We start from the raw sequence: 25,383 nt of genomic DNA, 5'->3' as shown, positions 1-25,383 counted from the left end.
TAGCTTTGGCTGCTTTGCAAACTTTTATATCAAAAATGTATAATTAAGAAGAATTAAACTCTCTCCGTAATAAGTGGAGAGAGTTTCCCTTGTTTTCATACGAAAGTAACAGCAATTACATAGAGGTGAAGGAAATGGAATTAGTAGAAATTAGACAGGAATTAGAGAAAATGGCTAAGCGATTAGCGGCTTTTAGGGGGTCTCTTTGACCTCCCTACTAAGGAGAATCAAATTGCAGAATTAGAAGAAAAAATGATGGGCGCAGGATTTTGGGATGACCAACAAGGCGCACAAGTTGTAATTAATGAAGCGAATGCGTTAAAAGATATGGTTGGAAGTTTCCGTCAGTTAGATGAGACGTTCGAAAATTTAGAAGTAACGCATGAGCTTTTAAAAGAAGAATATGATGAAGATTTACATGAGGAATTAGAATCAGAAGTAAAAGGCTTAATTCAAGAAATGAATGAGTATGAGCTTCAGTTACTATTAAGTGATCCTTATGATAAAAATAATGCGATTTTAGAATTACATCCAGGTGCAGGTGGAACTGAGTCACAAGACTGGGGTTCTATGTTATTACGTATGTATACACGTTGGGCTGAAAAACGTGGATTTAAAGTAGAAACGGTTGACTATTTACCAGGTGATGAAGCTGGTATTAAGAGTGTAACTTTATTAATTAAAGGTCATAACGCTTACGGTTACTTAAAAGCAGAGAAAGGTGTACATCGTCTTGTACGTATTTCACCATTCGATTCTTCAGGTCGTCGTCATACATCATTTGTATCTTGTGAAGTTGTACCAGAGTTCAATGATGAAGTTGAAATCGAAGTACGTACAGAAGATTTAAAAATTGATACGTACCGTGCAAGTGGAGCGGGTGGGCAGCACGTAAATACGACAGATTCAGCAGTTCGTATTACACATACACCGACAAATACAGTTGTAACGTGTCAGTCAGAGCGTTCACAAATTAAAAACCGTGAGCATGCGATGAAGATGTTAAAAGCGAAATTATATCAAAAGAAACTAGAAGAGCAACAGGCACAATTAGATGAAATCCGTGGGGAACAAAAAGAAATCGGATGGGGTAGCCAAATCCGTTCTTACGTATTCCACCCGTATTCTCTTGTAAAAGACCACCGTACAAATACGGAGGTTGGTAACGTACAAGCAGTTATGGATGGAGAGATTGATCCATTTATTGATGCTTACTTACGTTCTCGCATCTAATAAGCGAAAAAAAGCCAACAAAATTGTTGGCGCATGCTGAGGATATAGAGGATATAAGGCATTTGATTTTATTTTTATAGATGAAGTAAAGAGGAAGAGAAGTTGGAAACGACAACTTCTCTTTTTGATGGGATTATATGTAGATTACAATGCTGTATATTGTTTTGTAAAAAGTAGAGAATAGTAAAATAGAGCGGTAATAGGGTGAAGATTTATATAGAACTTTTCTAATTTTCCTTTTAAAAAGGATTCTTTATAGAAGTTTTTTAAGTTGTTCACAGAATTGAAACAACTTATGAAAGCTTTATTTTATCAAGGTTCTCACTGTATTTTTGAGGAATATGAAATACACCTTAGTTTTTCTATATAAAGATAATGCTTATAATGAAAATGAGTGTGTTAGGAATAAAAAGAATATCAACAATGGGGAGCGATAGAAGTGAAAAAGAAATTGTTGGCTATTGCGCTAGGGACATCGGTTGTTTTTACTTTAGGAGCATGCGGAAATAAAGAAGAGAGTAAGTCTTCGAAACAGTCTGCAAGCACAGACAGCGCAGAACAAATTTTCCAAAGAAGTTGTGCTGGATGTCACGCAACAGATTTATCAGGGGCAACTGGACCTGATTTAAGAAAAGTGGGCGGTAAGTACGACGCCGCAGATATCGAAGAGATTATTAAAAAAGGCCGCGGTTCAATGTCACCAGGACTTATTCAAGGTGAAGATGCGAAAAAAGTATCTGAATGGTTAGCAGAACATAAATAAAAAAGGTGAAATGGACGAGTTGATAATATATTCAACTCGTTTTCCTTTTTCTGGAATGTAACATAACTGTAACAAAAATGTATCCAAATTGGAAACCGTTTGATGTTACAATGGGGTTTGTAGAATTTTGCTGAAATATATTACATAGAGTGGTATTGCTTATGAGAAAGCATAAGTAAACTACCTTCAACAAGGATGAATAAGTGAAAATGAAGGATGTCTTTTATTTTCAGATGTACAGAAAAGTATTTCGAAAAAAATCATTAAGTATTGGGTGATAAATAATGATAAAAATGACGAATGTTTATAAGGAGTACCCGAATGGTATGAAAGCCATTGCTGGTCTTACAGTTAACATTAAACAAGGTGAATTCGTATACGTAGTTGGACCGAGTGGAGCCGGAAAATCTACATTTATTAAAATGATGTATCGTGAAGAGAAACCATCTACAGGATCTATTAATGTAAATGGACTTACTATCGAAACATTGGCAGAAAGAGACGTTCCGTATTTTCGTCGTCAATTAGGCGTAATTTTCCAAGATTTTAAATTGCTACCTAAATTAACGGTATATGAGAATGTTGCGTTTGCTTTAGAAGTAATTGAAGAAGAACCGGATGCAATTCGTGAGCGTGTAACAGAAGTTCTAGGTCTTGTAGGCCTTGAAGATCGTGCAGACGCACTTCCAAGTGAGCTTTCGGGCGGGGAGCAACAACGTGTGGCTATTGCAAGAGCAATTGTAAATAGACCAAAGGTTGTAATTGCCGATGAGCCAACAGGTAACTTAGATATTGAAACAGCTCTTGATATTATGAATATTTTTACTCGCATTAATGAGCGCGGCACAACGATCGTTATGGCGACGCATAATGCAGATATCGTAAATACAATCCGTCATCGTGTAATCGCGATTGAAGGCGGAAAAATTGTTCGAGATGAGATTGAGGGAGGATACGGATATGAAGGCTAAGACCCTTAGTCGACATTTGCGAGAAGGTGTAAAGAATCTATCACGTAACGGATGGATGACATTTGCTTCTGTTAGTGCAGTAACAGTTACATTATTACTTGTAGGTGTCTTTTTAACAGCGATTATGAATATGAACCATTTTGCGACGAAAGTAGAGCAAGATGTAGAGATTCGTGTACACATTGATCCAGCTGCAAAAGAAGCGGATCAAAAGAAATTAGAAGAAGATATGAGTAAGATTGCAAAAGTAGATTCTATTAAATATTCTTCTAAAGAAGAAGAGTTAAAACGTTTAATTAAAAGTTTAGGTGATAGTGGAAAAACGTTTGAGTTATTTGAACAAGATAACCCACTTAAAAACGTATTCGTTGTAAAAGCAAAAGAACCAACAGATACAGCGACAATCGCGAAGAAAGTTGAAAAAATGCAGTTTGTCAGTAATGTTCAGTACGGAAAAGGGCAAGTTGAACGATTATTTGATACTGTAAAAACTGGTCGTAACATTGGGATTGCGTTAATTGCTGGTCTTTTATTCACAGCGATGTTCTTAATCTCTAATACAATTAAAATTACAATTTATGCTCGTAGTACAGAAATTGAAATTATGAAACTTGTTGGTGCAACAAACTGGTTTATTCGTTGGCCATTCTTGCTAGAGGGATTATTCTTAGGAGTATTAGGATCAATTATTCCAATTGGCCTAATTCTAGTTACGTATAATTCGTTGCAAGGTGTGTTTAACGAAAAACTTGGCGGAACAATTTTCGAGCTTCTACCATACAGTCCTTTCGTATTCCAATTAGCTGGTTTACTAGTGTTAATCGGTGCTTTAATCGGTATGTGGGGAAGTGTAATGTCAATTCGTCGCTTCTTAAAAGTATAAAAAGTTGCAAACATAATTCGTACAAGCTTATCATATAGTAGAAATAGGTAAAGGCATCACACACTGTGTGATGCCTTTTGCTACACCACCTGTGTGTTTTGGAAAGGGGAATTCCGCATTGAAACGTAGAGTTGCAATTATTGGAATGGTTGTTGCATTTTTAATTGGTGCTGGCGGAATGTTTGCAGGCATGTCTGTATTTGGGGTTACCCCAGCAGAAGTAACGCAAACAATTTCGAGTGGGAATGCTAGCACTGCGCAAGGGAATTTGGCAAAAATTAATGAGGCGTATGCACTAATTGATTCACGTTATGTGGAAGACGTGAAAGATGAAAAGTTAGTTGAAGGTGCAATACAAGGTATGTTGTCTACGCTGAAGGACCCTTATTCCACGTATATGGATAAAGAAACAGCCAAACAGTTTAGTGAATCGCTTGATCCTGAATTAGAGGGGATTGGGGCTGAGGTGAACAAGACGGACGATAAGCTTATTATCGTATCGCCAATTAAAGGTTCACCAGCAGAAAAGATAGGAATTAAACCGAATGACCAAATTTTATCTGTAGATGGAAACAGTGTGAAAGACTTATCACGTGAAGAAGCGGTATTAAAAATTCGTGGTAAAAAGGGAACGACTGTCGCAATTGAAATTAAACGTGCGGGAGTAACTGATCCGATTGTATTTAAAATTAAGCGTGAAAAGATTCCAATCTTTACAGTGTTTAGTTCTGTGAAGCAAGAGAGTGGAAAAGATATCGGTTATATGCAAATCACTTCTTTTGCTGAGAATACAGCGAAGGAATTTAAGGATCAGTTAAAAGAGTTAGAGAAGAAAAATATAAAAGGCTTAGTTATTGACGTGCGTGGTAATCCTGGTGGCTATTTAAATAGTGTAGAAGATATACTAGGGGAAATTATGACGAATAAAAAGCCAATGCTACAAGTAGAGCAGCGAAATGGTGAGAAGAAGAAATTCTCTACGGAACTGAAAGAGAGAAAACCATATCCAATTTCAGTATTAATTGATAATGGAAGTGCTTCTGCTTCAGAGATTTTAGCGGGTGCGCTGAAAGAAGGAGAAGGATACGATTTAATTGGTGAAAAAACATTTGGTAAAGGTACTGTCCAGCAAGCTGTTCCATTTAAAGACGGCAGCAACATTAAATTAACAATGTTTAAATGGTTAACACCGGATGGGAACTGGATTCATAAAAAAGGAATCGCACCAACAGTAGAAGTGAAGCAACCAAATTATTATCATGCGACACCAATTCAAATTGAAAAAACACTTTCATACAATTCAAATGATGTACAAGTAAAACATGCTCAAGAAATGCTTAAGAGCTTAGGGTATGTACCAGGTCGTGAAGATGGATACTTTAGTAAAGAGACAGAATCGGCGCTGAAAGCATTCCAAAATGCGAATGAGATGGAAGCGACAGGACAGCTTGATAAAAAGACAGCTGAAGCGATTCAAACTAAAATTATCGAAAAAATCCGTTCTGGAGAAAATGATTTACAATTACAGTCAGCATTAAAGTTAATGGCAAAATAAGAAGAAATACAGGCAGTTTGCTGCCTGTATTTTTTTGTGTTAAACAAACGTTTGTTTAGTTGTGATAATATAAAAAGAAAGAATGATATAAATGGTGGTGAATGAGTTCGTGGAGGCGTGGATTTTTGAAATAATGCGGGCAGTTGGACGTTTTTTCTTACACCCTGCTGTCTATATATTTGTAATAAGTAGTATCTTCGTTGGATACTTACGTATGTTAAGAGAACGAAAAGATTTTTCTTTTAAAGTTTATGATATTTGGTTTGAACTGCGAACCTCTCTATTTGCAGGGATTGGATACGGATTAGTAGTATCTATTATTACGATTGGGCTTGGACTTGTTGTTTCTAAAGCAAGCTTATGGGCTATTTTAATTTGGACATTACTATTTGGATTAACGGCTATGTATCGATATTTATCGGCAGCTTATACATTTAGCATTGCGATTGTATGTGTTCTATTATCTTCTAAGCTACCAGTTTCCTTCTTACAGCTTCGAGAAGGTGAAGAGAATACCATCGTATCCCTTGCTATTTTACTAGGCGTTATGCTTATTGTAGAAGGCTTATTGATTTCTAAAAACGCGGTAGGATGCTCTACACCGAAGATTAGGAAGGGGAAGCGTGGATTAAAGATTGGTTTACACGAATCAAAGCGTTTATGGATCGTTCCTATTTTTATTCTTGTACCGGGTGATGCGGTAACGCAGTTTATTTCATGGTGGCCTGTCGTTTCAATAGGTTCAAATACATATTCTCTATTCCTCGTTCCATTTTTAATTGGATTTATGAGAAAGATTAAAAGTTATGAGCCGACGGAAGCTTTATTATTTACAGGAAGACGTGTTTATGGATTAGCAGGACTTGTGCTCGTTTTAGGAATCGCAAGTTACTGGTGGCACGTACTTGCAATTATCGCGATGGGAGTCGCGATGCTTGGGCGTTTCACAATTTCGATGCAAGAGAAAATTGCCGATGAAACAAGACCAGCGTATTTTGCTGCACGCAATGATGGGCTCGTTGTACTAGATACAATTCCAAATACAATTGGAGCAGAGCTGAAATTACTGCCTGGAGAAATTATTACGAAAGTAAATGGAGTCATTCCAAAAAGCGCCGAGGAATTTTATGATGCGCTTCAAACGAAGACGACAGGAGCATTTTGTAAATTAGAAGTATTAGATACAAATGGTGAGCTTCGTCTTGCACAAACTGCATTATATGCTGGTGGACATCACGAATTAGGTATTGTATTCGTTGAACAGGAGCATGAGTGGGATTCAGAAGCGATGTAATAGAAGGAATGGTATCACCTTGTGGTGGTACCTTTTTTTGTTTTTTTGGGGAGGGTAGTTAGTAAATGAAATTTATATCGGCGATTTTGCAAATATATCAGCGTAACTCGAAATATATCGGCGATTATTCGAATATATCGACTTTCCGGCCAAAAACGACAGCTATCGCAAAGCTTATTTTCAGTTTCATAGACGGATAACTTGAATAATTATTTGATAATGGTTATCATTTAGGGAGTCTTTTTAATTTTGGAAAATGGAGGTAAGATATGCTGCGTAAATTTTTCTCGTATTATAAACCGTATAAAGGTTTATTTATACTCGACTTTTCTTGTGCGGTTGTCGCAGGATTATTAGAACTCGGCTTCCCGCTTATCGTAAATCAATTTATTGATAAGTTATTGCCAGGGCAAAACTGGACGCTTATTTTATGGGCTTGTTTCGGTTTACTCGCAGTTTATATGTTAAATGCAGGCTTACAATATGTCGTTACATATTGGGGACATATGCTTGGTGTTAACATTGAAACAGATATGAGGCAGAAATTATTTGATCATATTCAAAAGCTATCATTCAGATTTTTTGATAATAATAAAACAGGTCATTTAATTTCGCGCCTTACAAACGATTTAATGGAAATTGGGGAAATTGCTCACCATGGACCAGAAGATTTATTTATCGCCGTAATGACTTTAGTTGGGGCATTCTCATTTATGATGATGATCAACTGGAAGTTAGCGTTATTAACGTTCTTCGTCATTCCATTCCTATTATGGTTAGCACTTTACTTCAATAAAAAAATGACAGGTACATTTAGACGTTTATTCTCAGACGTTGCTGATTTCAATGCATGTATTGAGAACAACGTTGGTGGTATTCGCGTTGTACAAGCATTCGGAAATGAAAAGTTTGAGAAAGAGCAATTCGCTGTGAACAACGCTCGTTTCCGTACAACGAAATTAATGGCGTATAAAATTATGTCTTTAAATTCATCGATTAGTTATATGCTCATGCGTCTCGTAACGCTCTTCGTATTAATATGCGGTACATGGTTTGTTCTGCAAGGAGAATTAACATACGGTGGATTTATCGGATTCGTTCTATTAACGAATATTTTCTTCCGTCCAATTGAAAAAATTAACGCGGTAATCGAAAGCTATCCGAAAGGAATCGCTGGTTTTAAAAGGTATGTAGAGCTTCTTGAAACAGAGCCTGACATTGTAGACTCTAAAGATGCAATGGAAGTTAAACAGGTACATGGTGATATTCAATATAACAACATTACGTTCGGATATGAAAATAAAGAACCGATTTTAAATGATATTAGTTTGAACATACATGCAGGTGAAACGGTTGCGTTCGTTGGACCATCAGGAGCAGGGAAAACGACGTTATGTAGCCTGTTACCACGTTTTTATGAGCAATCATCTGGATCAATTCAAATTGATGGTATTGATACGAAAGATATGACATTATCTTCACTTCGTAAGCAAATTGGAATTGTGCAGCAAGATGTGTTCTTATTCTCAGGAACAATTCGTGAAAATATTGCTTACGGGAACTTAAAGGCGTCAGAAGCTGAAATTTGGCAGGCAGTAAAACGTGCGCAGTTAGAAGACTTAATTTACTCACAACCAGACGGTTTAGATACTGTTATCGGTGAGCGTGGTGTAAAACTTTCTGGTGGACAGAAGCAGCGTCTAGCAATTGCTCGTATGTTCTTGAAAAACCCGCCAATTTTAATACTAGATGAAGCTACTTCCGCACTAGATACTGAGACGGAACTTGCAATTCAAAAATCACTTGCTGAATTAGCAGCTGGCCGTACAACGTTAGTTATCGCTCACAGACTTGCAACGATTAAAAATGCAGATCGAATTGTCGTTGTAAATAAAGACGGTATTGCAGAACAAGGTTCACATGATGAATTAATTGAGCAAGGCGGAGGATACAGTAGGTTATACGAAGCTCAGTTTAGTTCGTAAATATAATTTGTACTGAATTAGTGCACCATAAGTAGGTAAAAATCTCATATGGGAGGCTATAGAGTATGATTGTAACAACAACGTCTACAATTCAAGGAAAAGAAATTATTGAGTATATCGATATCGTCAATGGAGAAGCGATTATGGGCGCGAATATCGTTCGTGACCTCTTCGCTTCTGTCCGTGACGTTGTCGGCGGTCGTGCGGGTGCTTATGAAAGTAAATTAAAAGAAGCACGTGACATCGCAATGGAAGAGATGAAAACTTTCGCAAGACAAAAAAATGCAAATGCAATTGTTGGTATCGACGTGGATTACGAGGTAGTTCGCGAAGGGATGCTAATGGTTGCTGTGAGCGGGACTGCTGTTCGTATATAAAGTGAAACTTTAATCAGTGGGGGTGTTTGTTCCCCACTGATTATTAGTTGAACCAATCGGGCATTTACGGGCAGTTGGTCTCCCATCTACCTTCTTTGCCTTAACCGAATTTTGAGGTGGGAGTCTTACTGCCCGTTAATGCGGGATAAAGTAAAAAGCCGTGCTGATGCATGGCTTTTTACTTTATATGTCGAAGTTTCAATATTTCTTGGGAAATGCGGAAGGTCCCGTCGATATATAGGGAAGACATTAGAGCGCTTCTTTACATTTCCGTATTTGAACTAATAATGTTTCGTATTCTTGGTTGAGAGATGTGATGTCATCGTGATGATTTTGTATGGAAACTCGGCCAATGATTTCTGTTAGTTTTGTTTGTAATCGTAATAGTTCTTGTTCAGTAACGTTTACAGAATCCCCCGTTGTTCTTTTTGTGTATTGTTCGTAATTACCGTGGAATACCCTTGGTTCACTCTCGTCTACTTGTAGAATATGGTCTGCAACAGAGCGAATAAAGGCACGATCATGGCTAATGAAAAGTATTGTACCAGGGTATTCTTGTAACATGATTTCTAATTCTTCTTGCGTCGCTAAGTCTAAATAGTTTGTCAAACTTATTTCAGCTTGTGATTTTTGAATTCGTTATTATAAACTTGTGCCTTAGCTATCGCCTCAGCATCATTTTGAATTTCATCTAACCCATTCGCATCTCCAATAACATAACCTTCAAATGAAGAACCAACAAAATCAAAGATATATTGGAATTGAGCAATAAGCGGTAATGCTTTTAGCTTTGGATTATCCCCGCCAACGATGACAACATACATCTTTTTATCTTTCATTTTCTCTTTGAAATGAAGAGATGTATCGCGCAAGCTTTGTGACCAGCGATCAACAAAGTTTTTCATATGTCCACTCATTCCGTACCAATATAATGGTGTAGCAAAGATAATTGTGTCGTGCGCTAACATGCGTTTCGTTAACTGCTCGTAGTCATCATTTACAGGTTGGAATCCTTCTGCATCATGACGCTTATCTGTAATAGGATAGACTGTGTGATCACGTAAATAAATTTGTTCTGTTTCAATTCCATCAATCATCATATGTGTTAAAGCTTCCGTATTTCCGTTTTGTCTTGAACTGCCATGTATAACAAACATGTAATCATCCCTTTTCTTTTGCTTGTTTTAGGAGTGAAACGTGTTTTTGCAAATTCGTTTGGATGTTGGAAAGTAATGTGATTTGCTTTGTTACTTCATTGAGTTTATCTTCGTAAAGCGTAAGGATACTGCTGCACGGATTGTCGTACAGGTGCGGTTCAATTTCAAGGCAGCGCAGCATCCTTGCCGTCTCTTCTAAATTTAAGCCAATTTGTAAGTACATTTGAATAAGCTCCACTTTTCTGATGGCACTTTCATCAAAATCACGGTAGCCATTTGCGAGGCGCTTAGAAGGGAGTAATCCCTTTTCTTCGTAATGTCTTAGTGATCTTTCACTAACGCCAGTTTCTTTTGATAATTCTCCAATTCGCAATGTGTTTCACTCCTTTTACATGTATTGTAAACCTTCACACTAATGTGAAGGTCAATGCTGTTTTTTCGCAAAAGAATTTACATGATTTAAGAACACTTGAATGGCTTTAGATGGAATGAAATATTTGCCGCGAACGATAGAGAACGGACGGATTAGTTGTTCATTTGGAACTTCGACGTGGAATAGTTCTTTTGCTAGTAGCTCTTTCCGTACAGTCCAATCAGAAAGTATAGCGATGCCAAGACCGGCACTAACAGCTTCCTTTACGCTTTGGATACTACTGAATGTAAAGAATCGTTTCATTTTTAAATGGTGTTGATGAATAAAGCGGTCACTATAAGCGCGTGTACCAGAACCACTTTCTCTTAGTACCCATACTTGATCTTGGAGTGTGCTTTCATTTATTTCCTTTGTGCGGAGCAATGGATGATTTGGCGGAACGACGAGCTTCATTTCATCTTGCATAAATGTTTCAACGTTAACATCAGCGTATACGACTTGCCCTTCCACTAAGCCGATATCAATTTGATTAGAGCGAAGACTTTGCAAAACTTCTTCTGTATTTGAGATAAAGGTATGCACTTCGACGCGTGGATTTTCATTCGCATAGTTAGCGAGTATTTTTGGAAGTAAGTATTCGCCAATTGTAAAACTAGCACCGATGCGAAGTGTTCCTGTTACAACGTTATGTAGTTCATTAATTTCTTGCTTAGCATCTTCGTAAAGAGAGAGCATTTGCTTTGCATGTATATATAATATGTTTCCAGCTTCCGTAACTTGGACATGCTTCGGGGAGCGTTGAATAAGTGTAGTGCCAAATTCGTTTTCTAAGTTGCGTATATGCATACTTACTCCGGGCTGTGAAAGGTTTAATAATTCTGCTGCACGGGAGAAGTGTTTCTGTTCAACGACAGTAACAAAAATTTTTAAAATGTCTACGTTCATATAATGGGCTCCTTTCTTTTCTATCATCTTATCATAAGTATTTCTGATGATAGAGATTCGGTATTGGTATTAAACTTATTATAGAAACTCTCTTATAATGTAAGTAGAAAGAACATGCATGTTCCAATACGATTATTGGGGTGGTACAAGGTGGAACAAACACTTGTTATACAAAAGAAGAAGGGCTTTGGATTTTCGCAAGGAATTGGGATTACATTATTAATCGCAATTGCCGCGAAATATTTAGCGGAGCTTCCATTTTTAAATATTATGGGACAATTAGTAATTGCTATTCTAATTGGGATGGTTTGGCGCGCTGCAATTGGAGTTCCTCATGATGCGATTGCAGGAACGAACTTTGCGAGTAAGAAGTTACTGCGCTTTGGGATCATCTTACTTGGAATGCGATTAAATCTTGTTGATATTGCGAAGGCGGGGCCGAAAGTATTGGTCATCGCGGCGGTTGTTATTACATTTACTATTTTTGTTGTATACGGACTAACGAAAGTATTTAAAGTAGAAAAGAAACTTGGGATTTTAACAGCATGCGGTACGGCAATTTGCGGCGCGGCCGCGGTCGTGGCAATTGCACCGCAAGTGAAAGCAAAAGATGACGAAACAGCAGTTGGAGCGGCGATCATTGCAATTTTAGGTACAATATTTACGCTTATTTATACGTTATTATATCCAGTGCTTGGCCTATCTCCATACGGATATGGAGTGTTCTCAGGGGCGACACTGCATGAAATTGCTCACGTAATTGCGGCTGCGGCGCCAGGAGGAAGCACGGCTGTAGATATCGCAGTTATCGTGAAACTAACGCGCGTTGCAATGCTTGTACCAGTAGCGATTTTAATCGGATTATGGTTTGGTAAGAGTGAAGGTAGCGAGGAAAAAAGATCATGGCGCGACCTTCCAATTCCGTGGTTCATCTTCGGGTTTTTAGCAATGAGTGCAGTGCATTCGCTTGGGATTATTCCAGAAGTTGTTGCGGGATACATTGTTGTCATTGCTTATATGCTAATCGCAATGGCGATGGCAGGGCTCGGTTTAAATGTAGAGTTTAAAACTTTTCGTAAATTAGGAAGTAAAGCATTCGTGGCAGGGCTGATTGGCTCGGTTTGCTTATCGGTTCTTGGATACGTTCTTGTATGGGGATTAGGATTTATATAAGCATAAGAAAGAAGCTGTTCCAAAAGATATTTTGGGGCAGCTTCTTTCTTATGCTTATGGTGTTACTGATGTCGATATATTTGGGAAATCGCCGATATAAATGGAGTTGCGCTGATATATTTGCAAAATCGCCGATATATTTTAAGTTGCGCTGATATAAATTGAATTACTCTTGTACTTTGTTAGAGAAGATATGCAGTGAAATGTTTTTCTAAAATTTGTAAAGATATCTTTACTTGTAACTGGAAAATATTTATAATTTAAGTAAAGATATCTTTACTTTTGAAGGTGGATCCTATGGGTGTGAAAAATAAAATAAAAGAGTTAAGAAAGCAAAATCATATAACACAAGTTGAAATGGCAAAGGCGATGCAGGTGACGCGGCAGACGATAGTGGCGATTGAAAATCATCATTACAATCCGAGTCTAGAGTTATCCTTAAAAATCGCCAAGTATTTTGGAGTGAAGGTGGAGGAAATCTTTACGCTGGAGTAAGGGGAGAGAAATGGTAGGAAAACGAGCATAGCGATAGGGGGAATAAAAAATGCAGGATGAGTTTGAGAGATTTCAGTCAGATAAAGCGTTTAAATATGTAGGGTTATTTTTTACGATTAGTTTAGCGATATGGAGTTTATATAATTTAATTGTTGATGGAAATGCTGGTATGCCGTTTGTTTTATTTGTACTAGGGCAGTGGGTGTATTTTCTTGTGAACTATTGGCCGAAGTGGAAATATAGAAATCGAAAAGAGGCTGATCATGTATGAGTAAGAGAGAGGTCATGAGATTCGTAGGGAGTTTGCTTGTAGCAGGAATTCTTTTAAATACGAGTTTAATGATTTTAAGTATTTCGTGGGGAACTATTTTTATATCGAATGTAGCGCTAGTCATTTTATATGGAATTTCGGAATATAAAGAGCAGAAGCGTTTGAAAGAAGAGGGAGTACCATCGATTGATGAGCGAGTTGTGAACAAGATGAAGTCATATTTTATGATTTGTATTACAAGCTTCGTTTTCTTGTTCATTATGTATCTTTGTGTAAATAAGTATTTAGATAGGCAAGCAGTACATGTAACTGAGCTATTATATATTGCTATTTTTGGTGTATTAATAAGTATCGCATCAACGAGCGTGTTAGCAACAAAGAATAATAGATAGAAAAAGGGGAACTGGGATGGGATTACCGGTGTTATGTGTCGCTACAGCTATATTTGCGCTTCTTTGGGGAATGCAAAATTTTTCTCGTAATCCAGTGCCGAGTATTTGTATTATGATTGGTACTGTAGGTTTATCGTATTATTTATTATTATTAGCCCATTATCATAAAACGGCAACGAGTGTTGTTGTTGGAGCACTTATTTTATTTTGTGGGCGCGCCATACAAAAGGGGTTATTTCCATAAAAGCTGTTTATACACTTTGTATAAACAGCTTTTTGTATTTTTTTTACAAAACACTTGAAAGTTACGTAACGTTATCTTCTATAATGAGGGGGAAGAGGTGATGGTAGTGATTTCAATACAAGAATTGACGAGAGAAACAGGGGTTACAGTACGTACACTACGTTATTATGATCAAATAGATTTATTAAAGCCGAGCGGAAAAACAGAGGGTGGGCATCGGTTATATAGTGAAAATGACGTTATTCGTTTGCAACAAATTTTATTTTTAAAAGAAATGGGATTTTCATTAAAAGAAGTTGCGAATATGTTAGTAAAAGGTGAGCTGGATTTGAAAAAATCACTTGAAAACCAACTTCGATTTGTACAAGAAGAGCAAAAGAAGTTCAATCGAATGGAGCGTGTTTTACAAGCGGTTGTTTATTCGGTAGATGTAGAGGGAGAACTTGATTGGAAAGTTATGTTTGAACTTATTCAGCTTTCAAAACAGTCTCCTCGTATACGTGAAATATTTCAAAATGAAGTATTTTCAAAGGAAGAACAAAAGTTGCTTCATAATTTGCCGAATATGAGTGAGGAAGATCCGAATGTTTTAGAATGGGTAGATTTATTAAAGCAATTACGTATTTTTATGAAAGAGGGTAAAGAAGCCACTAGTGATGAAGTACAAAGGGCAATGAAGAGATTAATGCAGAAGTGTTTAGAAATGGCTAATGGTGACGAAGCGTTTTTAGATAAGTTATGGGAAGTTAGAAAATCAAAGGAAGATTCACAGAAAATGAGCATGTATCCAATTGAAGAAGAGTTTTTATTATATATGGATGAAGCTTTTCGTATTTATGATGAAAGGGAGAAGGATAAATGAGCATACTCGCAGAATATCGTTGGTATTTTTTAATTGGAGCAGAGATCGTATTTTGGTTATCGGCTATCGGTTTCTTTTTACTCCGTTACGGATTCCGTTTGAAGAAGGCGAGCTTTATTATGGGGATTGTACTCCTCGTAAATGAAGTGTTTATTTTAACATTAGGGGCAGTGGACTATTATCAAACAGGAAAGTTCTCTAATTTTCAAATCATTACTGTAATTATTTTACTGTATGCGGTTTTCTACGGGAAAAAGGATTTGAAGAAGCTTGATATATTTGCGCAAAAGCTAGTTGCGAAATGGCGTAATGAACCGGCGCCTATTATTGAAGAACAGGTAGAATCAACAGGTATGGCCTATGCAAAGCAGGAAATAAAAAATTGGGTATTACATCTTGTTTTATTCGTTGGTGTGCACATATTCTTTTTCTTCGCGTATGGATTTATTCCATTTGAACAATGGGGTAATTGGTTAGAATCGGGAATCGTTTTAAATAAAGCTGCAAGTCGCGTGAGCCAAGTGTGGGCAATTATATTTTTAGTTGATACAGCGATTTCATTTTCATATGTGGTTTTTCCGAAGAAGGAGAAAGGAAAAGAAAAGCTACTTTCATAGTTGAAAGTAGCTTTTCTGGTATACAAATAATTTTTATAGGAGAGGATGACAATAGAAAAAAGAACCAGCTTTATATGTCTATTTCTCTTTAGTTTAGTAGCATGCTCATCATCTAACACTACAATTGATAAGAAGAACGATGTCATTGTAAAGGGAACCAGGATTTCCAATCTAGATAAATTTGAAAATTTCGTTTTGAATGTCGAACAAAGGGAAGTTGATAAAATAAGAATTGTACAGTATACCCTTGAAGGGGACCCGATTTTTCAAACGTTAGAGTATAGTGGGAACGATATATTTTATGTTTCAGATAATAGAAAAGACAAATTTGCTGGGAAGGATAAAGGGTTACATAAAGATAGTTGTAAAAGTATTGTTAAAGAGCAGCGCGAATCAGAAAGTACTTATCGGTTAATAGATTGTACGAATGAAGCTGGGCGCAATGGATATGACTTAGTATATGTACCTAAAAAATAGAATTAGTAGAGGAAGGAAGTATTTACTCCTTCCTTTTTCTATGTGTATATTGTCGAAAACTTTACCGAATATCTGTTCGTTTTTTTAGGTTTTTTATAGGCATTCGTGGTAAAATAATAATACAGATTTTTATGAGGAGGTCGGATTTTACTTGGAACATCAATTTGAAATTATATCAGCGTATTCCCCGCAAGGTGATCAGCCGGTAGCTATAGAGAAGCTTGTAGAGGGAATTAATAGTGGAAAGAAAAAGCAAGTGTTGCTTGGAGCGACAGGAACGGGTAAGACATTTACGATTTCAAATGTCATTAAAGAAGTGCAAAAGCCAACACTTGTTATGGCTCACAATAAAACGTTAGCAGGACAGTTATATAGTGAGTTGAAAGACTTTTTCCCGAATAATGCAGTTGAGTATTTTGTTAGTTATTACGATTATTATCAGCCGGAAGCGTATGTACCACAAACAGATACGTTTATTGAAAAGGACGCGCAGATTAATGATGAAATTGATAAATTGCGTCACTCGGCAACGTCTGCATTATTTGAACGGGACGATGTAATTATCGTTGCGAGTGTATCGTGTATATATGGTTTAGGTTCTCCTGAAGAATATCGCGAGTTAGTTGTATCACTTCGAGTTGGTATGGAGAAGGACCGCAATCAATTGCTTCGTGAACTTGTTGATGTACAGTATGGACGTAATGATATTGATTTCAAGCGTGGTACATTCCGTGTGCGCGGAGATGTAGTTGAAATCTTCCCAGCATCACTTGATGAGCATTGTATTCGAATTGAATTTTTCGGCGATGAAATTGATCGTATCCGTGAAGTAAATGCGTTAACAGGTGAAGTATTAGCAGAACGTGATCATGTAGCAATCTTCCCAGCATCTCACTTCGTTACACGTGAAGAGAAAATGAAGGTCGCTATTGAAAATATTGAAAAAGAATTAGAAGAGCGTTTAAAGGATTTAAATGATAACGGTAAGTTGCTAGAAGCACAGCGTATAGAGCAACGTACACGTTATGATTTAGAAATGATGCGCGAGATGGGCTTTTGTTCAGGGATTGAAAACTATTCCCGTCATTTAACACTTCGTCCAGCGGGTGCAACACCGTATACGTTATTGGACTATTTCCCGGAAGATTTCTTAATTGTTATGGATGAGTCGCACGTATCAGTGCCACAAGTAAGAGCGATGTATAACGGGGACCAAGCACGTAAGCAAGTGCTTGTGGATCATGGATTCCGTCTGCCGTCAGCTTTAGATAATAGACCGCTCATGTTTGATGAGTTTGAGGAGAAAACAAATCAAGTTATTTACGTTTCGGCGACGCCAGGACCGTACGAGTTAGAGCAGTCACCAGAAGTAATAGAACAAATTATTCGTCCAACAGGGCTTTTAGATCCACCAATCGATATACGACCTATTGAAGGGCAAATTGACGATTTATTAGGAGAGATTCAAGATCGTATTGCAAAAAATGAACGTGTATTAATTACGACTTTAACGAAGAAAATGTCAGAGGATTTAACGGACTACTTAAAAGATGTAGGAATTAAAGTTAACTATCTTCACTCTGAAATTAAAACGTTAGAACGTATTGAAATTATCCGCGATCTTCGCCTCGGTAAGTTTGATGTACTGGTCGGTATTAACTTATTACGAGAAGGATTAGATATTCCAGAAGTATCACTTGTAGCGATTTTAGATGCTGATAAGGAAGGGTTCTTACGTTCAGAGCGCTCATTAATTCAAACAATTGGTCGTGCCGCGCGTAATGAAAACGGCCGCGTTATTATGTACGCAGATCGTATAACAAGATCAATGGGAATTGCAATTGAAGAAACGCAGCGTCGTCGTACTATACAAGAAGCCTACAATAAAGAGCATGGTATTACGCCGAAAACGATTCAAAAAGGCGTACGTGATGTAATCCGTGCAACGACAACTGCTGAAGAGACAGAAACATACGAAGCAACTCCTGCTAAGAAAATGACGAAAAAAGAGCGTGAAAAGACAATTGCGAAGATGGAAGCAGAGATGAAAGAAGCAGCAAAAGCGTTAGACTTCGAGCGTGCAGCTGAACTAAGAGATTTACTATTAGAATTAAAAGCGGAAGGGTGAAAAGAGTGAGTAAGAGCAAGGATTTTATCGTTGTAAAAGGTGCTAGAGCACATAACTTAAAAAATATTGATGTAACCATTCCGAGAAATCAGCTTGTCGTTGTAACGGGATTGTCTGGTTCGGGGAAATCATCATTAGCATTTGATACGATTTATGCAGAAGGGCAGCGCAGATACGTAGAATCGTTATCTGCGTATGCGCGCCAGTTTTTAGGACAAATGGATAAGCCGGATGTAGATACGATTGAAGGATTGTCACCAGCGATTTCAATCGATCAAAAAACGACGAGTCGTAATCCACGTTCAACTGTCGGAACGGTAACGGAGATTTATGATTATTTACGTTTATTATTTGCGCGAATTGGTACGCCAATTTGTCCAAATCATGGGATTGAAATTACATCACAAACAGTAGAGCAGATGGTAGACCGTGTTCTTGAATATCCTGAACGTACGAAATTACAAGTGTTAGCTCCTATCGTTTCTGGGCGTAAAGGTGCACATGTGAAAGTACTTGAAGATATTAAGAAGCAAGGATATGTTCGTGTACGTGTTGATGGTGAAATGCTTGATGTGTCTGAAGAGATTACGTTAGATAAAAATAAGAAGCATTCTATTGAAGTTGTAATTGACCGTATTGTTGTAAAAGAAGGAATCGCAAGCCGTCTTGCTGATTCACTTGAAAGTGCATTAAAGCTTGGCGGAGGCCGAGTGTTAATCGATGTAATGGGAGAAGAGGAACTTCTATTTAGTGAACATCATGCTTGTCCGCATTGTGGTTTTTCAATCGGAGAATTAGAGCCGCGTATGTTCTCATTCAACAGTCCGTTCGGAGCATGTCCTTCTTGTGATGGACTTGGTTCAAAGCTAGAGGTAGATTTAGAGCTTGTTATCCCGAACTGGGATTTATCATTAAATGAACATGCGATTGCACCTTGGGAACCGACAAGTTCACAATACTATCCACAACTTTTACAATCTGTATGTAATCACTACGGCGTTGATATGGATATGCCTGTGAAAGATATACCGAAAGATTTATTTGATAAAGTGTTGTACGGAAGCGGGGAAGAGAAGGTTTATTTCCGCTATGTAAATGAATTCGGTCAAGTAAAGGAAAATGAGATTTTATTTGAAGGTGTTATTCCAAACATTGAACGTCGTTATCGTGAAACGAGTTCTGATTACATTCGTGAGCAAATGGAAAAGTATATGGCAGAACAAGCTTGTCCGAAGTGTAAAGGCGGCCGCTTAAAGCCTGAAAGCTTAGCTGTTTTTGTTGGTGATAAAACGATTGCTGACGTAACGAAGTATTCAGTTCAAGAAGTACAAGAATTTTTTTCGAATGTAGAGCTAACGGAGAAGCAACAAAAAATAGCTCATTTAATTTTAAGAGAAATTCAGGAGCGCGTTGGATTCTTAGTGAACGTTGGTTTAGATTATTTAACGCTAAGTCGTGCGGCTGGTACGTTATCAGGTGGTGAGGCGCAGCGTATTCGCTTAGCGACGCAAATTGGTTCTCGTCTAACTGGCGTACTTTATATTCTTGATGAGCCTTCAATTGGTTTACACCAGCGCGATAACGATCGTCTTATTCGTACATTGCAAGAAATGCGCGATTTAGGTAATACATTAATCGTTGTTGAGCATGATGAAGATACGATGATGGCTGCTGATTATTTACTTGATATCGGACCAGGTGCAGGTATTCACGGTGGGCAAGTTGTATCGGCAGGGACACCAGCTGAAGTGATGCAAGATGATAATTCGTTAACAGGAAAATATTTAAGCGGTAAAGAGTTTATTCCAGTTCCACTTGAAAGACGTAAAGGTGACGGACGTAAAGTGGAGATTGTCGGCGCAAAAGAGAATAACTTAAAGAATGCAAAAATGTCATTCCCACTCGGTACGTTTGTAGCGGTAACAGGTGTATCTGGATCAGGTAAAAGTACGATGATTAATGAAGTACTATATAAATCGTTAGCGCAAAAGTTATATAAAGCGAAAGCGAAGCCAGGTACTCATAAAGAGATTAAAGGTCTTGAACATTTAGATAAAGTAATTGATATTGATCAATCGCCAATTGGTCGTACACCACGTTCTAATCCAGCGACGTACACAGGTGTATTCGATGATATTCGTGATGTGTTTGCACAAACGAACGAAGCTAAAGTGCGCGGATATCAAAAAGGACGTTTCAGCTTTAACGTAAAAGGTGGCCGTTGTGAAGCGTGCCGTGGTGATGGAATTATTAAAATCGAAATGCATTTCTTACCAGATGTGTATGTTCCGTGTGAAGTTTGTCACGGTAAACGATATAATCGTGAAACGTTAGAAGTGAAATATAAAGATAAGAATATTTCTGAAGTGTTAGGGATGACAATTGAAGATGGAGTAGAATTCTTCGCCAATATTCCTAAAATTAAGCGTAAACTTCAAACGCTTGTAGATGTTGGGCTTGGTTATATGAAATTAGGTCAACCAGCAACAACATTATCTGGTGGGGAAGCACAGCGTGTGAAATTAGCTTCTGAATTACATCGTCGTTCTACAGGTCGTACGTTATATATTTTAGATGAGCCAACGACTGGGTTGCATGCGCATGATATTGCACGTCTTCTAGAAGTGCTGCAACGTCTTGTTGAGAGTGGTGAGACGGTACTTGTAATTGAACATAATTTAGATGTGATAAAAACAGCGGATTATATCGTTGACCTTGGACCAGAGGGCGGAGACAAAGGTGGACAAATCGTTGCTTCCGGAACGCCAGAGCAAGTAGTGAAAGAAGAGCGCTCGTATACAGGTAAGTATTTAAAAGAGATTTTAAATCGTGATAAAGCAAGAATGAAAGAGAAAATAAAAGAAGTAGAGTTGTCGCAATAAGTTTATTGATGAAAACCGAGTGGAAATGACGCTCGGTTTTTATTGTATAGGGGGAGAAGATGGAGTTTTTAGAGGTGTTAAGAAAGAAAAATATGAAGGTAAGAGAATTTCAAAGTTGGGGTGTATATTTTCGAAAGCGCTGGGAGGATCACTTTGCAAATCATTTAAGTGATAAAGAAAAAGAAGATATTTTTCTTCATGGAGATAGGTATGCATGTGGTTATCTATGGCACATATTTAGTTATGAGAAAAAGAAGTGTTTAGAGGGTAAAGAAGCGGAAAACGAGTTTCATGATGAAGTGAAAAAGGATTGCTACATTTTCTACCAACACTGTGATGAGGTACTGCTAATAAAGGATGCGAGTTTGTTACATATGGATGATATATTGTGTGAGACAGAAGATGCGTATAAAGGTGATATCTATATCGTAGATAAAGATTTCACTTGGACCTTTGTAAAAACTCATGAACATAGGTGGTGTGGTCCTTATTTTGCGAGGAAGTGTTAGTAGGTATACAAGCATGAAAGATAGAATAAGTTGATATAAGTGTTTGTATCATACTTGCGTTTATTATCTATTAGCGTATGATGAAATATATATGTTTAAAAGGATGTGTAACGAAATGAGATGGATTGTATCACTTCTTGTAAATAGCGTTGTGTTAATCGCTGTATCGGGGCTTTTAAAAGGGATTGCACCAGATGCATTTTACGTAGCAAATATACAAACTGCAATTATTGCGAGTATTATATTGGCGGTTTTAAATGTGTTCGTAAAGCCGTTTTTAATTTTAATTACGCTACCAATTACTGTTGTAACTTTCGGCTTCTTCTTAATTGTTATTAATGCGATTACGTTAAAAATAGCAGATTCATTATTAGGAGATGCTTTTAATATATCAGGATTTGGTGTAGCGATTGTTGCGGCAATTTGTATTTCAATTTTTAATATGATTATTGAGAAGGCAATTGTGGAACCTCTATATGAAAAAAAGAGAAAATGACAAAAAGAAAAACATTTCATTATTCGTATGAAATGTTTTTTTCTATTTATTAGAAACCGTATTTCTTGTTTCCAGAAAAAAATGGTACAATATCCGGTAGAATGGAATTTTACATCAAACGAGACTGAACCCGCAGCGGAGTGGAGGTTTATACATATGCCAAAAGTAAGGACAAAAGATTTAATTGAACAATTTCAATTGGAGTTAATAAGTGGTGAGGAAGGAATTCATCGTCCGATTGATACAAGTGATTTATCACGACCTGGAATTGAAATGGCAGGATTCTTTACATATTATCCAGCTGATCGCGTGCAGCTTCTTGGAAAAACGGAGCTCACGTTCTTTGATACGTTAACAACAGAGCAAAAACAAGAGAGAATGAAAGCGCTTTGTACCGAGGAGACGCCATGTATTATTATAACTCGTAATCAAGATGTACCAGATGAGTTATTACAAGCATCACGTGAATCAGGCATGCCTTTATTACGTTCTTCTCAAACGACAACGAGATTATCAAGTCGTTTAACTAATTATTTAGAAGGTAAGCTAGCACCAACAACTGCTGTTCATGGTGTATTAGTAGATATTTACGGTGTTGGTGTTTTAATTACAGGTCAAAGTGGTGTTGGTAAAAGTGAGACAGCTCTTGAACTTGTGAAGCGTGGTCACCGCCTTGTTGCGGATGATAGTGTAGAAATTCGCCAAGAAGATGAAGACACATTAGTAGGAAGCTCACCAGATTTAATTGAGCATTTATTAGAAATTCGTGGTCTAGGTATCATTAACGTTATGACGTTATTCGGTGCAGGGGCAGTGCGAAATTATAAGCGTATTACACTTGTTATTAATCTTGAAATTTGGGATCAAAAGAAAAACTATGATCGCTTAGGTCTTGATGAAGAGAAGATGAAAATTATTGATACAGAACTTACGAAGATTACACTTCCAGTTCGTCCTGGTCGAAACTTGGCTGTTATTATTGAAGTAGCAGCGATGAACTTCCGTTTAAAGCGTATGGGAGTCAATGCAGCACAGCAGTTCTCAGAACGATTAATGAGTGCGATTGAGTTAGGGAATCAGGAGTAAACATTGGAGAGGGAGGTCATACATATGCTGTTAGGTTCTGTACCGCAGCTTGACCGCGTAGCTGTCCAACTTGGGCCGTTTCCTGTTTATTGGTACGGGATTATTATCGGTACAGGTGTGCTATTAGGTCTTTGGCTAGCAACTCGCGAGGGAGAAAGGCTAGGTATTCCAAAAGATACATTTGTTGACCTTGTATTAATTGCAGTACCGATCGCTATTCTATTTGCGAGAATGTACTATGTTATTTTTGAATGGGAATATTACGCGCAAAACCCGAGTCAAATTATTAATATTCGTCAAGGTGGCTTGGCGATTCATGGTGGTTTAATCGGAGCGGTTATAACAGGGATTCTTTTTGCAAAGCGACGCGGGGTTTCATTCTGGAAGTTGGCGGATATTGCTGCACCAAGTATTTTATTAGGACAAGCAATTGGCCGATGGGGAAACTTTATGAACCAAGAGGCGCATGGTGATGAAGTAACGAGACAGTTTTTAGAAGGTCTTCATTTACCAGATTTCATTATTAATCAAATGTATATTGAGGGTGTGTACTATCATCCGACGTTTTTATATGAATCATTATGGAATTTTGCAGGTGTAATTTTACTACTTGCATTAAGAAAAGTGAATTTACGCCGTGGGGAATTATTCTTCACATATTTAATTTGGTATTCAGTAGGACGCTTCTTCGTAGAAGGCTTACGTACAGATAGTTTAATGCTAGGACCACTTCGTATTGCACAAGTAATGTCAATTGGACTTGTTGTTATTTCTATTATTTTCATTATTGTGAGACGAAAAATGGGGCAAGCTGATAAAAGATATTCGGAAAATTAGAGAAAAGTAGCATCTTATTATAAGATGCTGCTTCTTTCATATTCAGGAAGGCGAAAGGACTAAGGCAATGAGAATAAATACAGTGTTATTTGATTTAGATGGAACTTTAATTAATACAAACGAACTTATTATTTCTTCTTTTTTACATACTTTAAATACGTATTATCCAAATCAATATAAGCGTGAAGATGTGTTGCCATTTATCGGTCCATCTTTGCATGATACTTTCAGTAAGATTGATGAAAGTAAGGTTGAAGAGATGATTACAAGTTATCGCGAATTTAACCATGATCATCATGATGAATTAGTAGAAGAATATGAAACTGTATATGAAACAGTTCGAGAGTTGAAGAAGCAAGGTTATAAAGTTGGTATTGTTACAACGAAAGCGAGACAAACCGTTGAGATGGGATTACAGTTGTCAAAGCTTGATGAATTTTTTGATGTTGTCGTGACAATTGATGATGTAGAGCATGTGAAACCACATCCAGAGCCACTTCAAAAAGCGCTTGAATTATTAGATGCAAAACCAGAAGAGGCATTGATGGTTGGAGATAATCATCATGATATTGTCGGTGGTCAAAATGCGGGGACGAAAACAGCTGCGGTTTCATGGACGCTGAAAGGTAGAGCGTATTTAGAGGCTTACAAGCCGGACTTTATGCTAGATAAAATGAGCGATTTGCTACCGATTTTGTCTAATATGAACCGTTCATAAAGGTCCAAGTAAGTTAGTAGAGGAGCGAGCTAAGTGCGACGGACAACGCGCTATCCTGTTTCAGGAGAAAATTCATTATGGAATGTGTATAAAACAGTGTCTTTTTGGAAGGTAATGAAAAACTTTATTATTATCCAAATTGCGCGTTACACGCCAGTTTTATCTGTGAAGAATTGGTTGTACCGCACTTTTTTACGGATGAAAGTAGGAAAGAAAACATCATTTGCGCTTATGGTAATGCCGGATATTATGTTCCCGGAAAAGATAACTGTGGGAGAGAATTCGATTATTGGCTATAACACAACGCTTTTAGCGCATGAATATTTAATTCGTGAATATCGACTTGGGGAAATCGTCATTGGAAATGAAGTGATGATTGGAGCGAATGTAACAATATTACCAGGTGTGAAAATTGGAGACGGTGCGACTGTCTCAGCTGGCACACTTGTTCATAGAGATGTACCGAGCGGTGCTTTCGTAGGTGGAAATCCAATGCGTATTATTTATACGAAAGAGCAAATGACCGCAAGAGAAGGTTCATGGTGAAAATGTAACATTTCTCCTCTTTTTTTATGAATAAAAAGGAAATAATTGAGTATAATATACTGTTTTGTTTTTTACGGAATCGTTTATACTTATAGATAGAAGAATGTGTGAGCG

At 37.4% G+C, this 25,383-nt stretch carries 29 protein-coding genes; 25 read left to right on the top strand and 4 right to left on the bottom strand.

The window, feature by feature from the left end:
• Nucleotides 1–134: 134 nt before the first annotated feature.
• The 9 genes from prfB (at nucleotide 135) to BM089_RS22435 (ending at nucleotide 9,061) form a co-directional block, all read left to right on the top strand.
• A protein-coding gene (prfB, locus tag BM089_RS22480; protein ID WP_096001455.1) for a peptide chain release factor 2 occupies nucleotides 135–1,233 on the top strand; the annotation gives its coding sequence in 2 pieces (ribosomal slippage) (nucleotides 135–206 and nucleotides 208–1,233; 1,098 coding nt in all).
• Between the two features lie 439 nt (nucleotides 1,234–1,672).
• Complete coding sequence (cccB, locus tag BM089_RS22470) at nucleotides 1,673–1,996, top strand: cytochrome c551 (protein ID WP_000727975.1); 324 nt, start codon at nucleotides 1,673–1,675, stop codon at nucleotides 1,994–1,996.
• Between the two features lie 284 nt (nucleotides 1,997–2,280).
• The gene (gene ftsE / locus BM089_RS22465; RefSeq protein ID WP_000594319.1) at nucleotides 2,281–2,967 is read left to right on the top strand and encodes a cell division ATP-binding protein FtsE; all 687 of its coding nucleotides are present in this window, start codon (nucleotides 2,281–2,283) and stop codon (nucleotides 2,965–2,967) included.
• Nucleotides 2,957–3,850, top strand: coding sequence for a permease-like cell division protein FtsX (gene ftsX, locus BM089_RS22460; protein ID WP_000645028.1), 894 nt, complete (start codon nucleotides 2,957–2,959; stop codon nucleotides 3,848–3,850). The genes ftsE and ftsX overlap by 11 nt, the downstream gene beginning before the upstream one ends.
• A gap of 70 nt (nucleotides 3,851–3,920) precedes the next feature.
• Nucleotides 3,921–5,405 (top strand): S41 family peptidase, encoded by a 1,485-nt coding sequence (locus BM089_RS22455; protein WP_002094199.1) that lies wholly within the window; start codon nucleotides 3,921–3,923, stop codon nucleotides 5,403–5,405.
• 91 nt (nucleotides 5,406–5,496) lie between these two features.
• The gene (locus BM089_RS22450; protein WP_090978129.1) at nucleotides 5,497–6,699 is read left to right on the top strand and encodes a PDZ domain-containing protein; all 1,203 of its coding nucleotides are present in this window, start codon (nucleotides 5,497–5,499) and stop codon (nucleotides 6,697–6,699) included.
• Between the two features lie 65 nt (nucleotides 6,700–6,764).
• Nucleotides 6,765–6,899, top strand: a complete 135-nt coding sequence (locus BM089_RS31795; protein ID WP_254906602.1) for a hypothetical protein — start codon at nucleotides 6,765–6,767, stop codon at nucleotides 6,897–6,899.
• 69 nt (nucleotides 6,900–6,968) lie between these two features.
• A complete protein-coding gene (locus BM089_RS22440) occupies nucleotides 6,969–8,684 on the top strand; it encodes an ABC transporter ATP-binding protein (protein ID WP_090978127.1) in 1,716 nt (571 codons plus the stop codon).
• Between the two features lie 65 nt (nucleotides 8,685–8,749).
• On the top strand, nucleotides 8,750–9,061 hold the full coding sequence (locus BM089_RS22435; RefSeq protein ID WP_000637523.1) for a heavy metal-binding domain-containing protein: 312 nt from the start codon (nucleotides 8,750–8,752) through the stop codon (nucleotides 9,059–9,061).
• Nucleotides 9,062–9,310: 249 nt separating this feature from the next.
• Here BM089_RS22435 and BM089_RS22430 read toward each other — a convergent pair whose 3' ends face one another.
• The 4 genes from BM089_RS22430 to BM089_RS22415 are packed head-to-tail and all read right to left on the bottom strand — an operon-like array spanning nucleotide 9,311 to nucleotide 11,536.
• Entirely contained in the window at nucleotides 9,311–9,670 is a 360-nt protein-coding gene (locus BM089_RS22430; RefSeq protein ID WP_090978125.1) for a macrolide transporter, read from the bottom strand.
• A 2-nt stretch (nucleotides 9,671–9,672) separates the two neighbouring features.
• Nucleotides 9,673–10,218, bottom strand: a complete 546-nt coding sequence (locus BM089_RS22425) for a flavodoxin family protein (protein WP_090978123.1) — start codon at nucleotides 10,216–10,218, stop codon at nucleotides 9,673–9,675.
• A gap of 4 nt (nucleotides 10,219–10,222) precedes the next feature.
• Nucleotides 10,223–10,591, bottom strand: coding sequence for a MerR family transcriptional regulator (locus BM089_RS22420; protein WP_090978121.1), 369 nt, complete (start codon nucleotides 10,589–10,591; stop codon nucleotides 10,223–10,225).
• Between the two features lie 51 nt (nucleotides 10,592–10,642).
• Entirely contained in the window at nucleotides 10,643–11,536 is an 894-nt protein-coding gene (locus tag BM089_RS22415) for a LysR family transcriptional regulator (protein ID WP_053563369.1), read from the bottom strand.
• A gap of 150 nt (nucleotides 11,537–11,686) precedes the next feature.
• Here BM089_RS22415 and BM089_RS22410 point away from each other — a divergent pair, with 150 nt between their 5' ends.
• The 16 genes from BM089_RS22410 (at nucleotide 11,687) to BM089_RS22335 (ending at nucleotide 25,269) form a co-directional block, all read left to right on the top strand.
• Nucleotides 11,687–12,709, top strand: a complete 1,023-nt coding sequence (locus tag BM089_RS22410; protein WP_000438413.1) for a YeiH family protein — start codon at nucleotides 11,687–11,689, stop codon at nucleotides 12,707–12,709.
• A 297-nt stretch (nucleotides 12,710–13,006) separates the two neighbouring features.
• Nucleotides 13,007–13,204 (top strand): helix-turn-helix transcriptional regulator, encoded by a 198-nt coding sequence (locus tag BM089_RS22405; RefSeq protein ID WP_000538364.1) that lies wholly within the window; start codon nucleotides 13,007–13,009, stop codon nucleotides 13,202–13,204.
• Nucleotides 13,205–13,253: 49 nt separating this feature from the next.
• Entirely contained in the window at nucleotides 13,254–13,475 is a 222-nt protein-coding gene (locus BM089_RS22400; protein ID WP_001150199.1) for a hypothetical protein, read from the top strand.
• Entirely contained in the window at nucleotides 13,472–13,867 is a 396-nt protein-coding gene (locus BM089_RS22395) for a hypothetical protein (RefSeq protein WP_025710206.1), read from the top strand. Before BM089_RS22400 ends, BM089_RS22395 begins: the two co-directional genes overlap by 4 nt.
• Before the next feature lie 16 nt (nucleotides 13,868–13,883).
• Nucleotides 13,884–14,111 (top strand): hypothetical protein, encoded by a 228-nt coding sequence (locus tag BM089_RS22390; RefSeq protein WP_000524131.1) that lies wholly within the window; start codon nucleotides 13,884–13,886, stop codon nucleotides 14,109–14,111.
• Between the two features lie 100 nt (nucleotides 14,112–14,211).
• Nucleotides 14,212–14,973: a MerR family transcriptional regulator gene (locus BM089_RS22385; RefSeq protein ID WP_139213317.1), complete on the top strand. Its 762-nt coding sequence runs from the start codon at nucleotides 14,212–14,214 to the stop codon at nucleotides 14,971–14,973.
• The gene (locus tag BM089_RS22380; protein WP_090978119.1) at nucleotides 14,970–15,590 is read left to right on the top strand and encodes a hypothetical protein; all 621 of its coding nucleotides are present in this window, start codon (nucleotides 14,970–14,972) and stop codon (nucleotides 15,588–15,590) included. Before BM089_RS22385 ends, BM089_RS22380 begins: the two co-directional genes overlap by 4 nt.
• A 45-nt stretch (nucleotides 15,591–15,635) precedes the next feature.
• Nucleotides 15,636–16,067: a DUF4362 domain-containing protein gene (locus BM089_RS22375; RefSeq protein WP_000151278.1), complete on the top strand. Its 432-nt coding sequence runs from the start codon at nucleotides 15,636–15,638 to the stop codon at nucleotides 16,065–16,067.
• A gap of 151 nt (nucleotides 16,068–16,218) precedes the next feature.
• The gene (gene uvrB / locus BM089_RS22370) at nucleotides 16,219–18,195 is read left to right on the top strand and encodes an excinuclease ABC subunit B (RefSeq protein WP_000400987.1); all 1,977 of its coding nucleotides are present in this window, start codon (nucleotides 16,219–16,221) and stop codon (nucleotides 18,193–18,195) included.
• A 5-nt stretch (nucleotides 18,196–18,200) separates the two neighbouring features.
• Nucleotides 18,201–21,077, top strand: a complete 2,877-nt coding sequence (uvrA, locus tag BM089_RS22365; RefSeq protein WP_000045587.1) for an excinuclease ABC subunit UvrA — start codon at nucleotides 18,201–18,203, stop codon at nucleotides 21,075–21,077.
• A 59-nt stretch (nucleotides 21,078–21,136) separates the two neighbouring features.
• On the top strand, nucleotides 21,137–21,586 hold the full coding sequence (locus tag BM089_RS22360; protein WP_090978117.1) for a DUF4275 family protein: 450 nt from the start codon (nucleotides 21,137–21,139) through the stop codon (nucleotides 21,584–21,586).
• A gap of 115 nt (nucleotides 21,587–21,701) precedes the next feature.
• Nucleotides 21,702–22,082: a phage holin family protein gene (locus BM089_RS22355; protein ID WP_001267308.1), complete on the top strand. Its 381-nt coding sequence runs from the start codon at nucleotides 21,702–21,704 to the stop codon at nucleotides 22,080–22,082.
• Nucleotides 22,083–22,238: 156 nt separating this feature from the next.
• Nucleotides 22,239–23,168, top strand: a complete 930-nt coding sequence (gene hprK, locus BM089_RS22350; RefSeq protein WP_001127251.1) for an HPr(Ser) kinase/phosphatase — start codon at nucleotides 22,239–22,241, stop codon at nucleotides 23,166–23,168.
• Nucleotides 23,169–23,192: 24 nt separating this feature from the next.
• On the top strand, nucleotides 23,193–24,005 hold the full coding sequence (gene lgt, locus BM089_RS22345) for a prolipoprotein diacylglyceryl transferase (protein WP_000924240.1): 813 nt from the start codon (nucleotides 23,193–23,195) through the stop codon (nucleotides 24,003–24,005).
• Nucleotides 24,006–24,072: 67 nt separating this feature from the next.
• Nucleotides 24,073–24,723: a pyrophosphatase PpaX gene (ppaX, locus tag BM089_RS22340; RefSeq protein ID WP_001222403.1), complete on the top strand. Its 651-nt coding sequence runs from the start codon at nucleotides 24,073–24,075 to the stop codon at nucleotides 24,721–24,723.
• 33 nt (nucleotides 24,724–24,756) lie between these two features.
• The gene (locus tag BM089_RS22335) at nucleotides 24,757–25,269 is read left to right on the top strand and encodes an acyltransferase (RefSeq protein ID WP_075717075.1); all 513 of its coding nucleotides are present in this window, start codon (nucleotides 24,757–24,759) and stop codon (nucleotides 25,267–25,269) included.
• The last annotated feature ends 114 nt before the right edge of the window (nucleotides 25,270–25,383 follow it).

The organism is Bacillus sp. 5mfcol3.1 (assembly GCF_900114335.1).
Lineage (GTDB): Bacteria > Bacillota > Bacilli > Bacillales > Bacillaceae_G > Bacillus_A > Bacillus_A thuringiensis_S.
Note: the sequence above shows the minus strand (reverse complement) of the source record. Positions and strands in the feature narration are given on the sequence as shown.

Excerpts from the sequence above, each read along its gene's own strand:
- BM089_RS22415 (WP_053563369.1), bottom strand. The coding sequence starts at position 11,536 with ATGAACGTAGACATTTTAAAAATTTTTGTTACTGTCGTTGAACAGAAA.
- ppaX (WP_001222403.1), top strand. The coding sequence starts at position 24,073 with ATGAGAATAAATACAGTGTTATTTGATTTAGATGGAACTTTAATTAAT.
- BM089_RS22400 (WP_001150199.1), top strand. The coding sequence starts at position 13,254 with ATGCAGGATGAGTTTGAGAGATTTCAGTCAGATAAAGCGTTTAAATAT.
- BM089_RS22355 (WP_001267308.1), top strand. The coding sequence starts at position 21,702 with ATGAGATGGATTGTATCACTTCTTGTAAATAGCGTTGTGTTAATCGCT.
- hprK (WP_001127251.1), top strand. The coding sequence starts at position 22,239 with ATGCCAAAAGTAAGGACAAAAGATTTAATTGAACAATTTCAATTGGAG.
- BM089_RS22375 (WP_000151278.1), top strand. The coding sequence starts at position 15,636 with ATGACAATAGAAAAAAGAACCAGCTTTATATGTCTATTTCTCTTTAGT.
- BM089_RS31795 (WP_254906602.1), top strand. The coding sequence starts at position 6,765 with ATGAAATTTATATCGGCGATTTTGCAAATATATCAGCGTAACTCGAAA.
- ftsE (WP_000594319.1), top strand. The coding sequence starts at position 2,281 with ATGATAAAAATGACGAATGTTTATAAGGAGTACCCGAATGGTATGAAA.
- BM089_RS22440 (WP_090978127.1), top strand. The coding sequence starts at position 6,969 with ATGCTGCGTAAATTTTTCTCGTATTATAAACCGTATAAAGGTTTATTT.
- BM089_RS22380 (WP_090978119.1), top strand. The coding sequence starts at position 14,970 with ATGAGCATACTCGCAGAATATCGTTGGTATTTTTTAATTGGAGCAGAG.
- BM089_RS22425 (WP_090978123.1), bottom strand. The coding sequence starts at position 10,218 with ATGTTTGTTATACATGGCAGTTCAAGACAAAACGGAAATACGGAAGCT.
- BM089_RS22395 (WP_025710206.1), top strand. The coding sequence starts at position 13,472 with ATGAGTAAGAGAGAGGTCATGAGATTCGTAGGGAGTTTGCTTGTAGCA.
- BM089_RS22405 (WP_000538364.1), top strand. The coding sequence starts at position 13,007 with ATGGGTGTGAAAAATAAAATAAAAGAGTTAAGAAAGCAAAATCATATA.
- BM089_RS22450 (WP_090978129.1), top strand. The coding sequence starts at position 5,497 with ATGGTGGTGAATGAGTTCGTGGAGGCGTGGATTTTTGAAATAATGCGG.
- BM089_RS22385 (WP_139213317.1), top strand. The coding sequence starts at position 14,212 with ATGGTAGTGATTTCAATACAAGAATTGACGAGAGAAACAGGGGTTACA.
- BM089_RS22360 (WP_090978117.1), top strand. The coding sequence starts at position 21,137 with ATGGAGTTTTTAGAGGTGTTAAGAAAGAAAAATATGAAGGTAAGAGAA.
- ftsX (WP_000645028.1), top strand. The coding sequence starts at position 2,957 with ATGAAGGCTAAGACCCTTAGTCGACATTTGCGAGAAGGTGTAAAGAAT.
- lgt (WP_000924240.1), top strand. The coding sequence starts at position 23,193 with ATGCTGTTAGGTTCTGTACCGCAGCTTGACCGCGTAGCTGTCCAACTT.
- BM089_RS22435 (WP_000637523.1), top strand. The coding sequence starts at position 8,750 with ATGATTGTAACAACAACGTCTACAATTCAAGGAAAAGAAATTATTGAG.
- BM089_RS22455 (WP_002094199.1), top strand. The coding sequence starts at position 3,921 with ATGCCTTTTGCTACACCACCTGTGTGTTTTGGAAAGGGGAATTCCGCA.
- BM089_RS22390 (WP_000524131.1), top strand. The coding sequence starts at position 13,884 with ATGGGATTACCGGTGTTATGTGTCGCTACAGCTATATTTGCGCTTCTT.